The sequence below is a fragment of the Curtobacterium sp. DN_7.5 genome (genome assembly GCF_022655355.1).
GTDB classification, from domain to species: Bacteria; Actinomycetota; Actinomycetes; order Actinomycetales; family Microbacteriaceae; genus Curtobacterium; species Curtobacterium luteum.
In genome coordinates, this window is the sequence record NZ_CP093378.1 from 1,281,287 (window position 1) to 1,294,796 (window position 13,510).

A 13,510-nucleotide genomic window follows, 5' to 3' on the forward strand; every position below is an offset into this window, starting at 1 on the left:
TCCCGCTGACGAGATTCTGTCCAGTCGCACAGGATTCTCCGCGCTGCCCGCGACAGGCCCGTGCCCCGCCTGAGGGTCCCGGCCGCGGGAACGCTCGGCCTCCCGTCACTACGCTCCGAGCCATGGACGACGACACGAACACCACCGAAGAGCCCGTCGAGTTCGCCGACTTCAACGCGAAGCTGCTCGTGCTCGACGTGCTCTGCTACGACCTCGACGTGCTCGAACCGTACGACGGCGACGACGCGGGGGAGACCGAGGAGGACCTCGACGTCGACGGCCAGGACGACCGGGCGCGCGAGTACTACGACGACCTCGACCTGCTGCCGTCGCACCTGGCGCTCGTGACCGAGCTGACCGTGGACTCCGACCTCGAGGTGCTGCAGGACGTGCACCCGGGCTGGGACGGGTCCGACGACCGCTACGACGTCCAGAACTGGGACGACCTGCTCGACCTGCCGGCCCTCGAGGTCGTGTACGCCGCGGCACCGCTGCCCGCGCACGTGGCCGAGCGGCTCGCCGAGAAGGGCGTCGACGTCCGCTCTGCCTGACGCCGCCGGTCGCTCGGCCGGCAACGGCGCCGGTCGCTCGGCCGGCAACTTCCTGCCCGGTCCGGCGTTCGCACAACCAAAGTCGATGTGCGCCGTGCGATCGCGCGGTGCGGGCGCGCTTTGGTTGTGCGCTGACATCTCGCACCACTGCACGTGCGACGCGGATGGCTCACACGCACGTGCGGCCGCGGCTCGACCGCTGGCGTGCGGGGACGCGGCGCGGCTCGACCAGTGGCCGCGCGTCAGCCCGAGGCGTCCCGGAGCGCCCGCATCTCGGCCGTGAACTGCGCCGCGCCGCCCTGCGCCGGGTGCCGGACGGCCACGGCATCGATCCCCGCCAGTGCCAACGCGCCCTGCGCCTTCCGCCCGACGGCGACGACACGCACGCCACCCTCGTCACCCGGGCCGGCCGACGCGCCCGCACCAGGGCCCCCGTCCGCGTCCGGTCCCGCCACCGCCGCGACCGCACCTGTGTCTGCGCCCGCTCGCAGCGTGCGCAGGTCTTCGAGCAACGCGAGCGCGACCGGAGCCCCCGCCCGGACCTCGGCGGGTCGCGGCGTCCGGTTCGTCAGCCGGTCCGGCGCGGCGAACGGGTGGTGCGGGAACACCGCCCATGCCAGTGGCAGCGGCCCACTCCACTCCGCGAGCACCGCCCGGACGACCCGCGACGACGCCTCCCACGGCGCGGTCGGCTCCGGCGGCACGAGGTACTCGGGCCCGAGCTCCCGCACGCTCGTGAACGGGACGCCCGTGTTCGTCATGCCGCGCCAGCCCGGGGCCTCGGCGACGAGGAGCATCGACGCCGATCGTCCCACCGAGTCGAGGTACGTGGCGAGGTTCGCGCGACGGAGCCGCCCCGCCACGGTCCTCTCGTCGTAGAGGGCCTCGGCGTCGGACGCCACCGGCACCGCGTCGAGCGCCGCCCAGAACCGGTCGAACGGGTCGCCGCCGCTCACGGGTGCCTCGCACGGTGCGAGGGATGCACGAGGTGGGCGGCACGGTGCGAGGTTCTGCGCACGGTGCGATGCCTGAGGCCTCGCACGCAGTGCACAACCTCGCACCGAGCGCCCGGCGCGCCCGCGCCCGGCACGGCCGCCACGCCGCCCGGCGCGCCCACGCCCGGCACGCCCGGCACGCCCGTCACGCCCGCCGCGCCCGGCACACCCGGCGCGCCCGCGCCCGCCACGCCGCCGGCCCGCGGCACGCGCACCTCGGCCCCCACCGCCTACTCCCGCCCGAGGACCCGGCGGTACACCTGCTCGAGCCCCGCCGCCGAACGCTCCCAGCTCAACCGCTCCGCGTGCTCCCGGCCCGCCGCAGCCAGCCCGGCCGCGTACTCGGCGTCCGTCAGGATGTGCGCGATCTCCGCTGCCCACACCCCGGGGTCACGCGACTCGAGCACGACCCCGGTCTCGCCGTCGACCACGGCCTCGCGGAGACCCCCGGCAGCCGCGGCCACGACGGGCACCCCGGAAGCCGAGCCCTCCAGCGCGACGAGGCCGTACGTCTCCGAGTGCGACGGCACCAGCACGGCTGCCGCGCCACGGAACAGGAACGCCAGGTCGGCTCGCGACTGCGGACCGACGAAGGTCACGCGGTCGGCGATGCCGTGCGCGGCCGCGAGCCGACGCAGCTCCGCCACGTAGTCGCCCGCCTCGCTCGAGGCATCGCCCGCGATGACGAGGGTGGGGCGGGCCTCCAGGTCGATGCCCGCGATCGCCTCGATCGCCAGGTCGAGCCCCTTCAACGGCTGGACCCGCGCTGCCGCGACCACGTAGGGGACGTCGGCGCGTCGCGCGCCGGCCGCGGCCGGGCGGAACACCGAGCCGTCGACGCCCGGCGGGACGATCCAGACCCGCGCGCCGTCGCCGCCGAGGCGGTCGCGCACGGTCTCCGCCTCGGCCGAGGACACCACGACGACCGCGTCGGACTCCCGTGCGAGCAGCTGCTCGCCGGCCGGGCGCCCGGCGGACTCCGGACGCTCGCCCTCGGACAGCGGTGTGTCGGACGCAGCCGCGATCGAATGGAACGACTGCACGTGCGGGATGCCCCGGTCACGCGCCACCGGGAGCGCCGCGACACCCGAGAACCAGTGGTGCGAGTGCAGGACGTCGTAGGGACCGAGACGGGTGAGCCCCTCGCGGAACGGCTCGATGAACGCGTCGTGCTCGCCCTTCGGCACCGGCTCGGCGGGTCCGGCGGACAGGAAGCGCAGGCACACCCCCGGCACCAGCGACACCGAGTCGGGCTGCGTCGGGGACGAGCGCCGCGTGACGATCTCGACGTGGTGGCCACGGTCGGCCAGCGCCTCGGCCTGGTGACGGACGACGACGTTCATCCCGCCGACTTCGCCGGAACCGGGTTCGTCGCCGGGGGAGGTGTGCAGCGACACCAGCCCGATGCGCAGGGGATCGGTGGTGGTCGTCACGCGTCCAGCCTACCGACGGGGCGCCGCTGGGACGCGCGTGCGGGCGCCACCACGACGGGCCGTCGGCCCGCTTCGTCCGGCGGCTCCGCCGGGTCGACCGGGAGGCCCGGATCACGTCCCAGCACCTGCACGCGTCCGTCGCCGTGCCGTTCCCAGAACGCAGCCGTCCAGGCGCACAGCGCGCCGTCGAGCAGGTCCTCCCGGTGCTTGTGCGTCGGCCCGTGCAGTACGGAGGGCTCGGCGAGCCCGGCCGTCAGCGGGTGCGAGTCGAGCAGGAGCGGCGGGTCCAGGGGCGTGGTGCGGAGTCGCTCGACGAGCGCGTCGAACGCCACCGCTCGGCGCGCACGGGCCTCGGCTGCGGGGATCGTCGTGTCGAGCCGCTTGTACCGGGGGCGCTCGTCGTCGTACCCGAGCTCCTCGACACCGACGAGGGTCGTGTACGGGTAGCACTCGAACGCAGCGGGGCCGGTCCGCTCCCGCATCGTCGCCGTGCTGTCGACGTACCCGACGCCGAGCGCCGTCAGCCGGTCGAGCAGCCGGGCGCCGGCGCTCGCCGCGGAGGCGAGGTTCGTCGGGTTCGCGGCGACCTTCCACCGGCCGTAGCGCTGTCCGACCTGCCGTTCGGCCTCGCGGATGCCGGTGGGGTTCGTCACGACGAGCGAGGCGTCGACGGCGACGAGGGTGCGTGGTCCGAGGTGGTCCGTGATCCACTCGGTCACGGCGTCGACCCCGCGGGCCCAGTCGGCGTCGGTGATCGTGCCGTCCTGCGCCATCGCGACGAGACCGGTCTCGTTCGCGGGCTTCCGCTCCGAGCCGAGTCCCCACGCCAGGTCCACCCCGAGGTACGCCGTCACGGTCCCATCCTGCTCCGTGTACGGTCCGCTGCATGGCGAGCGAGGCGACGACGCTGACGGTCCCCGGCCCGGACGGCGACCGGGAGGTCCGGATCAGCAGCCCGTCCCGCGTGCTCTGGACCGAGCCGGGCATCACGAAGCTCGACCTCGCGGAGTACCTCGTCGCGGTCGGGGACGCCTTCGTCCGGGCGAACGGCGACCGCCCGATCTCGCTGCAGCGGTTCCCCGGCGGGGTCGACGGCGAGGACTTCTTCTCGAAGAACCCGCCGAAGGGCGCGCCCGACTACGTCCGTGACGTCACGGTCACGTACCCGAGCGGCCGGAAGCACCCGCAGCTCGTGGTCGACGAGCCGGCCGTCGCGGTGTGGGCGGCGCAGATGAACACGGTGGTGTTCCACCCGTGGGCCTCGCGCGCCGAGGACCCGGACCACCCCGACCAACTCCGCATCGACCTCGACCCGCAGCCCGGGACGGAGTTCCGCGACACCGTGCCGGTCGCCCACGAGCTCCGCAAGGTCCTCGCCGAGGTCGGCCTGACGGCGTGGATCAAGACGAGCGGCAACCGCGGCCTGCACGTCTTCGCGCCGGTGCGTCCCGAGCACGAGTTCCTCGACGTGCGGCACGCGGTGATCGCCGCGGCACGGGAGCTCGAGCGGCGGATGCCCGACGAGGTGACGACCGCGTGGTGGAAGGAGGAGCGCGGGCAGCGCGTCTTCGTGGACTTCAACCAGGCCAACCGCGACCGGACGATGGCGGGCGCGTACAGCCCCCGGGCGCTCCCGCACGCCAGCGTCTCGACGCCGATCACCTGGGAGGAGCTCGGCTCCGTCGACCCGCGGACGTTCACGGTGCGGTCGGTGCCCGAGCGACTCCGTGCGCGGGGCGACGCGTGGGAGGCGATGCACGCCGAGCCGGGCGACGTCGGTCCGCTGCTCGAGTGGTGGGACCGGGACCTCGGCAACGGCCTGGGGGAGCTGCCGTTCCCGCCGGACTTCCCGAAGATGCCGGGCGAGCCGCCGCGGGTGCAGCCGTCGCGCGCGAAGAAGGCCGAGGACCGCTAGCTGCGCTCGTCGACGATCGGCGCGCTGTCGTCCACCCGCGTCGTCCGCATCGGCAGGCTGACGCTCGCCGTGTTGAGCCGCGTCAAGCGCGACCAAGTGCCGCGGTGCGTCTCGCTGATGCCGTCGATGACCATGGTGTCCTCCTTGCCCCCGAGGTTACTAGGTAGCCTAACTAAGTCGAGCATACGAGCGAGAATCGGACAGGGCAAGCACTACTCGAGCACTGCTCGCAGATCCCAGGCGACGGGGACGTCGAGCTGGTCGTAGCGACAGGACTCCGGGTCGCGGTCCGGACGCCACCGCTCGAACTGCACGGTGTGCCGGAACCGGTCGCCCTCCATCTGGTCGTAGCGGACCTCGAGCACCCGAGCCGGCGTCAGCCGGACGAACGACGTGTCGCGACCCGACGAGAAGCGCGACCGTTCCCCGTCACCGGTGACGGGCCTCCCGTCCGCGTCCCGGAGGACCACCGGGTCCAGCTCATCGACCAACTCGACCCGCCGCTCGTCGGAGAAGGCGGACACACCACCGACCTGCCGCAGCTCGCCGTCGGCGTCGTACAACCCCACGAGCAGCGAGCCGACCCCGCGCCCGCTCTTGTGCACCCGGTAGCCGATCGCGACGACGTCCGCGGTCCGGTGGTGCTTGACCTTGAGCATGGTCCGCTTGCCGGGCTCGTACGGACGCGCGCGGGGCTTCGCCACGACGCCGTCGAGGCCGGCGCCCTCGAAGGTGGTGAACCACTCGCGGGCGGTGTCGACGTCGAGTGTCGTGCGCGTGACGAACAGCGGGCCGGCGAGGTCGGTCGCGAGGGCCTCGAGTCGCTCCCGGCGCTCGTCGAACGTGCGGTCGAGCAACTCCTCGCCGTCGACCGCGAGCAGATCGAACGCGATGAACTGGGCCGGGGTCTCGCGGCTGAGCTTCGTGATCCGCGACTCCGCCGGGTGGATGCGCTGCGAGAGTGCGTCCCAGTCGAGCCGCTCGGAGCCCGGCTCGCCGGTGCGGAGGACCACCTCGCCGTCCAGGACGACCGGGTGCTCCCGCCCGCCGAGCTGCGCGCGGAAGGTCTCGACGAGCTCCGGGAAGTACCGCGTCAGCGGCTTCGCACCGCGGCTGCCGATCTCGACGTGGTCGCCGTCGACGGTCACGATCCCGCGGAACCCGTCCCACTTCGGCTCGTACCGGAGCCCGCCGCGGACGCTGTCCGGCTCCGGGATGGTCGGCACGGCCTTCGCGAGCATGGGTGCGGTGTCCATGCGGCCTGTCTACTCGTGCGGGGTCGGATCACGGCACCGGGTCGCGTTCCGCGACGTGGTCCTCCGTTCGGTCGGTGGCAGTTCCGGTTCACGATCCGCGAGTTCCGTGCACCGGAACTGCCAGCGCACGGATCCGGGTGGCGGTCCGGTCGCGGACGCGACGCGGTCGGCCCGGTCGGCCTGGAGGCCCGGTGCGGCCCCGGCGCTCCGGCGCGCGTCGCTAGGGTGGGCGCGTGACGACCGTGCCCCCGCCGGCAGCGCCGGCACCGGAACCGATCAGTCCCGTGCAGGCCGCGGCGCTCCGTGACGGCGTCCTGCCGCCGGTCGAGGAGATCCGCCCCGGCGTCTGGACCCTCGCCGTCCCGTTCCGCTTCGGTGTCCCCGACGCCACGCTCGTCTACGTGGTCGAGGGCACGGACGGGATCCTCACCCTCATCGATCCCGGATGGTTCGCCGACGACGACCTCGCCGTCCTCCGCGAGGGTCTGGCGGCCATCGGTCGCTCGCTGGAGGACGTGGGGCTCGTCGTCGTGACGCACCTCCACGCCGACCACCTCGGCGCTGCCGACGCGGTCCGGCGCGCGAGCGGGGCGCGCGTGGCCATGCACCGCCTCGAGGTGGAGGCGCTCCGGCACGAACGGCGCCACGCACGTGCGAACGACGCCGACATCGCGACGTGGGGGCTCCCGGAGGATCTGCGTGCCGGCGTGGTCGAGACCTGGGGGAGCGGCCGTCGCATCGGCCTGGGCCGCGTGGTCGAGCCCTTCGCGGACCTGCTGCTCGAGGACGGCGACGTCGTGCCGATCGCCGGTCGGACGATCCGCGCGCTGTGGACGCCCGGGCACACGACCGGGCACTGCTGCTTCGTGGACGAGCAGGACGGACTGCTCTTCACCGGGGACCACGTCCTGCCGCGCATCAACTCGGGGATCGGTCTGGGCGGCCGGACCGGGACGAACCCGCTCGGGGACTACCTGGCGTCACTCGGTCGTCTCGACGGGTACGAGGACCTCGAGGTGTGCCCGGGCCACGAGTACCGGTTCCGCGACGTCGTCGCACGGGCGCGGGTCCTCGTCCGGCACCGGGAGGAACGCTCACGGCACGTCGCCGAGGCCCTCGACGCCCTGCACGGCCCCACCCTGTACGAGGTCGTTTCGCGGGTGCCGTTCAGCGGTGGGATCGAGTCCATGACCGGCTTCCTGCTGGCGAGCGCCCTGACGCAGACGGCGTACCACATCGCCCTCCTCGGCCGGTCGGACGAGGTCCGTCCCGCCTGAGGGATCAGGCGAGCGTGGCTGCCAGGCGCTCGAGGGTCGTCTTCGCGTCGGCGAACTCGGCCGCGGCGTGGTCGGCGAGCGGTGCGAGGTCGGGCAGACGGCCGGCGAGGGTGGCGCTCACCGTGACGGGGTAGTGCTTCATGCCGAGCGCGGTCCCGAGGATGATCTGGAGCACGGGCGAGCCGTGGTCCCAGCCCTCCGTCGGGGTGTCCGCGTCGTAGGTGCCGCCTCGGCTGACCACGGTGACGACCGGCCGGCCCTCGAGCGGCTGGACGTCGCCGACCAGCACGCCCGGGATGTGCACCCGGTCCAGCCACGCCTTGAGCGTCGACGGCACGGTGTAGTTGTAGAGCGGCGACCCGACGAGCACGACGTCGGCGGCCAGGAGCTCGTCGATGACCTCCTGGCGCAGTGCCTCGGCCTCGGGCGCGACGACCTCGTCGGCGGTGCGGTCCGCGGCTGCCCAGTGCAGCGCGGAGGTCTCGAGGTGGGGGAGCTGGTCCACGTGCAGGTCGCGGCGGACCACCGTGTACTCCGGGCCGCGGGCACGCCAGGCTTCGGCGAACGCCGCGGTCAGGGCGCGGGAGCGCGAGTGGGCGAGGTCGGCGGAGGAGTCGATGTGCAGGAGCGTGGGCATGTGCCCACGCTACCGACGGGCGCCCCCGCTGTGACGACGACGGCCCCGTCGCGCCGTGCGGGGCGGGACGGGGCCGGGTCGGGCCTCCCGTCGGTCACGCGGACACGCGACCGACTGGAGGCGCCGGGATCAGCGCTGGGCGCGACGGCGGCGCAGCGTGCGCGCACCGATCAGGCCGGCGCCGGCGAGCACGAGGCCGAGTGCCCAGGGCAGGGCGCCTGTCGCGTCGGAGCCCGTGTAGGCGAGCTGGACACCGGTGCCGGTGCCGGTGGCGGTCGGGGTCACGACGACGGCCGGGGCGACGGTCGGGGTGACCTCAACGTCGAACGACACGGGCTCGAGGGCCTGGGCCGAGACGGTCAGGCGGTGGGTCGACGCGTGCGGGAAGGTGACGCTCGAGACGCCGTAGCCCTCCGCGCCGTTCTCCGTGTACGGCTTGATGACGTCGCTCGCGACGTCCGACGTGACGGTCGCCTGCACGACGTCGTTCTCGTCCTCGGGGTAGACGTCGTTGCCGAAGCGGTCCACGGGCGAGCCGTAGATCAGGAGCGTGCCGCCCTGCTTGACCGAGACGTGGTCGCGGAGGTCACCGATCTCCGGGAACCCGTCCTCGTCGACCGCGAGGTCGAACCCGAGCACGGTGCCGTCCGGGCGGATGATGTACTCCGCGCCCTTGCCGTTGTCGATGAGTCCCTTGTCGAGGGCGACGGCGGCCAGGCCGTACGCAGCGCCCGGGTCGACCGACAGCTCGACGTACTGCGTGGTGGAGACGTCGCCGCTCGTGGCGGTGACGGCGAAGTCGTACCACATCGCCTGGGTCGCGGTGCCGCTCAGCTCGCCGGTCGCCGGGTCGAACGTGATGCCCTTCGGCAGCTGGTCGTCGGGCGTGATCTTGCCGTCGCCGTTGACGTCCGCGTCGGATTCGAAGCCGGCCTCGATCGTGTTCTCGGCCGCGGCCTGCGACTGGGTCTCGACGACGTTGCCGATCGAGTCCTCCTCGTCGCCGTAGTACCAGGAGAGCTGGTAGGTCGGCGCCGGGTAGCCCTCGGCGCGGAACGTGTACGAGTACGCCTCGCCCGCGGTCGCGTCGTCGAGGTACAGCGTGTCCTCGTCCGCTGCCGTGCCGCCCACGATCGGGGTGCCGGAGGCGTCGACGAACACCGGGTCCTGCGTGACCTCGGCGGTCTTCGCGGAGGCCTCGACGTCGGTGCCCTCGGAGTCCTTGCCCGTGACGGTCACGACGATGACCGCGCCGGCGTCCGTGGTCTGGACGTCGTAGAACTGGTCGGTCGACAGCTGTTCCTTGGTCGCCTGGTTCGTCCAGACGAACTCCGGCGTGGCGAGCTCCTTGTCGAAGCCGGTCGTCGTCGCCTTGAGGGTCGAACCGACCTTCGCGGTGCCCGTGATCGTGACCGTGGGAGCGGCCACCGCGGCGGGGGTGACGTCCTGCGTGCTGCTGCCCGAGCCCGGGACGAGCGGCTTGGCCGGGGCGGTGGTCTTCGCGGGGGCCGGCTCGCCCGTGGTCGGTGCGGGGTCGGCCGTGGCCGAGGAGTCCGGCTCGCCGGTCGGGGTCGGGGTCGGGGTCGCGGTCGGGTCGGTCGTCGGGTCGGTGCTCGCGTCCGACGGCGTCGGGTCGACAGTCGCGGTCGGCGTCGGCTCGCTGACGGTCTCGGCGTTCGCGGCGGTCGCGGTCATGACGCCGAGGCCGGTCGTCAGGACGACCAGTGCGGCGGTGGTCCCCAGCGCACAGGCGCGTCGGACGGTGGAAGTGCTGCGGCGCACGTTCTCCCCCAGGTGTTCAGGTCCGGACGGGTTCCGGATCATGTGAATCCGCCGAGAAGGCTCGGCTCTCGGATCGTAGGGGTCGGAGGGGCGCCTGAGGGGCCTCGAAGCCGAAATGTGACCTGGGTTGGGGGGATCGTGCGGGAACCGCCAGGGGCGCGGTGTCGATCGACACCACGCCCCTGGCGGTCCCGGATCGGACCGTGTCAGATCCGACGGCGTCGCAGTCGGAAGCCGAGCAGCGTCGCCCCGGCTGCCAGCAGGCCCGCACCCCATGCGATCGGGGTGCGCTCGTCGGCGCCGGTGTAGGCGAGCGTCGCACCCGTTCCCGTCGCCGACGTCGCGACCGCGGTGGTCGCCAGCGGCTGCACGGCGACGGTGAACGACGTCGAGACGCCGTCCTGTGAGACGGTGAGCCGGTGCTGCGAGGCATGCGGGAAGGTGATCCGCACGACGTGCTTCGCCGTGTCCGGCACGATCCGGTCGGAGGCGACCGAGCTCGTCAGCGTCGCGAGCGGCTGGCCCGTCGTCTGGGGCTCGGTCGAGTTGCCGAAGCGGTCGACCGCGATGCCCGACACGACGAGCGTACCGTTCTGCTTCGCCGGGATCGACGACACCGTGCCCAGGTCCTTGCCGGTGCCGGTGAAGGCCGTGATCGTGCCGCTCGGGCCGACCTCGTACGCGGTGCTGCCCGGGGTCCCGTGACCGACGAACGTAATCAGGCCGATCGGCGCCGCGGGGCGGACCGTGAGCCGGACGTACTCGGTCGCGGTGGTCTTCCCGCGGAGCGCGACGACCTCGAAGTCGTACGTGCCGGCCGTGGTCTCGGTGCTCGTCAGCACACCGGTCGACACGTTGACCGTGAACGCCGACGAGGGGGCGTCCTGGATCGCGTAGGCGAGCGATCCGCTGCCGCCCACCGCCCGGAAGGTGTGCGTGAAGGTCGTCCCGGCGGTGGCGGTGAGCGCGAGCGGCTGCGCCTTGGTCGACGGCTCGGTGAAGGACAGCGGCGAGGGCGCGACGGTGACCCGGACGTACTCGGTGACCTGTTCGCCACCGCTCAGCGCGACGACCTCGAAGTCGAACGTCCCGGCCGTCGTCGGCGTGGTGCTGAGCACGCCCGTCTCGACGTTCACCGTCCAGGCGCTCGACGGCGCGTCCTGGATCGCGTACCCGACGGTGCCGTTGCCGCCCGTCGTGTGGAAGGTGTGGCTGAACGGCGTGCCGACGGTGGCGCTGAGGGCGAGCGGGTCGGCCTTCGTGGACGGCTCGGTGAAGGCGAGCGCCGTGCTCGCTGCCGGCGTCGCAGCTGCCGGGGTCGTGGCGGCCTGCGCCGTGGCAGCAGGAGCCGTGGTCGCCGGTGCCGACGTCGACGCTGGTGCCGTGTCGGTGGCAGCGTTCGCCGCGGAGACGCCGAAGGCGGCCCCCGAACCGACGGTGACGACCGCGATCGCGGTCGCCGCGACGAGTGCGGCCCGACGGCGCGACGACGAGGTGGTGGAGCGCATGGATTCCCCCCTGGGATGTCCGGGTTCGCAGGGCGGCCATCCGCTCCTGTCGACGCTGACGCTACGGCTTCGAGGCGGCCCGCGGGTGGCCTGCACGTTGCGGTTCCATCACGGAACGATTCGGGTCCGCACAGCATGTGACCTGGGGTTTTGTTCAGCAATCGACGTCGGACGGGAGGCGCGGTGCGGGCGTGCACCGCGCCTCCCGTCCGTCGCGCGGTCGCGTCAGATGCGTCGGCGACGCAGCCGGTGGACAAGCAGGCCGCCGCCGGCCGCGAGCAGCCCGAGCGCCCACGCGAGCGGCCCCGACGAGTCGGACCCGGTGTAGGCGAGCGTGCCCGTCGCCGCGTGCCCCGTCGCCGGTCCGGCGACGGGCGAGACCTCGAACGGGACGGCGAGCGAACCGCCCTCGTACCGGATGGTCACGACGTGCCGGGAAGCATGCGTGAACGTGACCGTCGTCCCACCGCTGGACTGCTCGACGCCGAAGCGGTCGCTCGCGACATCGCTCGTGATGGTGTGGTCCACGGGCCGCGTCGGGGTGTTGCCGAAGCGGTCCTCCGGGATCGCGAACACGACCATCCGGTCACCCTGTCGCGCCGGGACGACGTCGACGCGGTCGCCTGCCGGGTCGGATCGGAAGTGCGTCACGGTGTCGCCCTCGACCGTCCACGTGTCAGTACGTTCGCCGGCGTCGGCCATCCGTACGGAGGCGGTGAAGTGGTCGAACGCGGCCGGGGCCACGGCGAGCTCCACGGGGAGGACGGCCTCCACGCCGCCGCCCGTCGCGACCACGCTGAGGTGGAAGGTCCGCGCCAGGGTGGCACTGCCCGTGAGCGTGCCGCTCCTGGGGTCGATGCGGACCTCGAGGCCGTCCGGCGCGGCGTACGGGGTACCCTCCGGGGACCGGAGTGTGTACCGGAGGTCGTCCCCGGCGCCGGTCACGGGGAAGTCGGCCGAGAACGGCTCGCCCGCGGTCCCCGTGACCCGGGTCTGCGTCCCCGCGGCGAAGGCGAACGACTCCGTCGCCGTGCCGACGTCGACCCGGAAGGACGTGGAGACCCCGCCCTCCGAGACCGTGAGGGTGCGCACTCCGGTGCCGCTGAAGGAGACCGTGTTCGAGCCGCTGTCGGACCACACGGCCCGGTCGTCCGGGACGGTGCTCGTGACGGTCGACCGCGGGTACGGGTCGTCCTCGCCGCCGGGGGTCGTCCGGTTGCCGTACGCGTCGACGGCGAGGCCGGCGAGCACGAGCGACGACCCCTCGACGACCGGGACCTCGGGCACGATGCGCACGCGGCCCTGGCCCGCAGCCTGCTCCCAGATGGTGCCGTCGGTCTCGACCTGCCAGAGCCCGACCCCGTCCGACGCCGAGACCGCGAAGGTGACGCCGACCGGTGCTCCCGGGCGGACGGTGAGGCGCACGTGCTCGACCGCACGCTCCGACCCGCTGGACGCGACGACCTGGAAGTCGTGCACGGTGGCGAGCCGGGCCGTGCCGGACAGCCGACCGGTCGAGGGGTCGAGCGTGAAGTCGTTCTCGAACGAGCCGTCCCCCACGATCGGCTTCCCACCGGCACCCCGGAGTTCGTACGTGACGCCGCCGGTGCCGCCGGTCGCGGTGAACGTGCGGTCGACGGCGTCACCGGCGGTCGCCTCGAGGAGGAGGGGTGCGTCGGCGGTCGTGCCGTCGGGGAAGGCGAGGTCGGCGCGCTGCTCGGCCGTCGGTTCGCCGGCGACGCCCCCGTCGGCGGAGCCCTCACCGCCTGCGCCCTCGTCGGGGGCGACCGCCTCGTCGGGGTGGGCCGACGTCGGGTCGGGAGCCGTGCCTCCTGGCTGGTCGTCGGTCGTGCCGTCCGTCGCGGAGACGGAAGCGGGCGCGGTCGCGGTCGTCGTGGACGCGGTCGTCGTGGACGCGGATGTCGGCGCGTCGTCGGCGACCGCTGCCGTGGCACCGATGCCGAACGCGGACGAGGCGGCGACGACGGCGACGGCCGCTCCGATCGCGGCACCGTGACGGAGTCGGCGTGGGCAGGACTGCTGCATGGGATCCCCCTGGATGTCGGTGGGCACGGGAGGTGCCCTCACCCAGGGGTGTCCCGCCGACGGGCGACCTGACGGCCCGCGCATCTCGGTCCGGTAACGGCTCGGGACCG

The 13,510-nt window shown here is 73.5% G+C and carries 12 protein-coding genes; 3 read left to right on the plus strand and 9 right to left on the minus strand.

Features of this window, described 5'->3' with window-relative positions:
* Positions 1 to 122 precede the first annotated feature (122 nt).
* Complete coding sequence (locus MON03_RS05985; protein ID WP_242091062.1) at positions 123 to 551, plus strand: DUF6892 domain-containing protein; 429 nt, start codon at positions 123 to 125, stop codon at positions 549 to 551.
* 242 nt (positions 552 to 793) lie between these two features.
* On the opposite strand, the gene MON03_RS05990 is transcribed toward MON03_RS05985, so the two are convergent.
* The 3 genes from MON03_RS05990 to MON03_RS06000 form a co-directional block, all read right to left on the minus strand.
* A complete protein-coding gene (locus tag MON03_RS05990; protein WP_242091063.1) occupies positions 794 to 1,507 on the minus strand; it encodes a uracil-DNA glycosylase in 714 nt (237 codons plus the stop codon).
* A gap of 269 nt (positions 1,508 to 1,776) precedes the next feature.
* Positions 1,777 to 2,979: a glycosyltransferase gene (locus MON03_RS05995; protein ID WP_242091065.1), complete on the minus strand. Its 1,203-nt coding sequence runs from the start codon at positions 2,977 to 2,979 to the stop codon at positions 1,777 to 1,779.
* On the minus strand, positions 2,976 to 3,833 hold the full coding sequence (locus MON03_RS06000; protein ID WP_175329606.1) for a DUF429 domain-containing protein: 858 nt from the start codon (positions 3,831 to 3,833) through the stop codon (positions 2,976 to 2,978). The genes MON03_RS05995 and MON03_RS06000 overlap by 4 nt, the downstream gene beginning before the upstream one ends.
* 32 nt (positions 3,834 to 3,865) lie before the next feature.
* Here MON03_RS06000 and ligD point away from each other — a divergent pair, with 32 nt between their 5' ends.
* Complete coding sequence (gene ligD / locus MON03_RS06005) at positions 3,866 to 4,894, plus strand: non-homologous end-joining DNA ligase (protein WP_022903255.1); 1,029 nt, start codon at positions 3,866 to 3,868, stop codon at positions 4,892 to 4,894.
* Here ligD and MON03_RS06010 read toward each other — a convergent pair.
* Together MON03_RS06010 and MON03_RS06015 are read right to left on the minus strand one after the other, a co-directional pair.
* Positions 4,891 to 5,028, minus strand: coding sequence for a hypothetical protein (locus MON03_RS06010; protein WP_022903256.1), 138 nt, complete (start codon positions 5,026 to 5,028; stop codon positions 4,891 to 4,893). The two genes, ligD and MON03_RS06010, sit on opposite strands and share 4 nt — an antisense overlap.
* Positions 5,029 to 5,106: 78 nt before the next feature.
* Entirely contained in the window at positions 5,107 to 6,150 is a 1,044-nt protein-coding gene (locus MON03_RS06015) for an ATP-dependent DNA ligase (protein ID WP_242091066.1), read from the minus strand.
* Positions 6,151 to 6,383: 233 nt separating this feature from the next.
* Here MON03_RS06015 and MON03_RS06020 point away from each other — a divergent pair, with 233 nt between their 5' ends.
* On the plus strand, positions 6,384 to 7,427 hold the full coding sequence (locus MON03_RS06020) for an MBL fold metallo-hydrolase (RefSeq protein WP_242091069.1): 1,044 nt from the start codon (positions 6,384 to 6,386) through the stop codon (positions 7,425 to 7,427).
* Between the two features lie 4 nt (positions 7,428 to 7,431).
* Here MON03_RS06020 and MON03_RS06025 read toward each other — a convergent pair whose 3' ends face one another.
* The 4 genes from MON03_RS06025 to MON03_RS06040 form a co-directional block, all read right to left on the minus strand.
* The gene (locus tag MON03_RS06025) at positions 7,432 to 8,064 is read right to left on the minus strand and encodes an FMN-dependent NADH-azoreductase (protein ID WP_242091071.1); all 633 of its coding nucleotides are present in this window, start codon (positions 8,062 to 8,064) and stop codon (positions 7,432 to 7,434) included.
* Between the two features lie 129 nt (positions 8,065 to 8,193).
* On the minus strand, positions 8,194 to 9,846 hold the full coding sequence (locus MON03_RS06030; protein ID WP_242091072.1) for a putative Ig domain-containing protein: 1,653 nt from the start codon (positions 9,844 to 9,846) through the stop codon (positions 8,194 to 8,196).
* 206 nt (positions 9,847 to 10,052) lie between these two features.
* Complete coding sequence (locus MON03_RS06035; RefSeq protein WP_242091073.1) at positions 10,053 to 11,354, minus strand: hypothetical protein; 1,302 nt, start codon at positions 11,352 to 11,354, stop codon at positions 10,053 to 10,055.
* Positions 11,355 to 11,579: 225 nt separating this feature from the next.
* Positions 11,580 to 13,400, minus strand: a complete 1,821-nt coding sequence (locus tag MON03_RS06040; RefSeq protein ID WP_242091074.1) for a hypothetical protein — start codon at positions 13,398 to 13,400, stop codon at positions 11,580 to 11,582.
* Between the last annotated feature and the right edge of the window lie 110 nt (positions 13,401 to 13,510).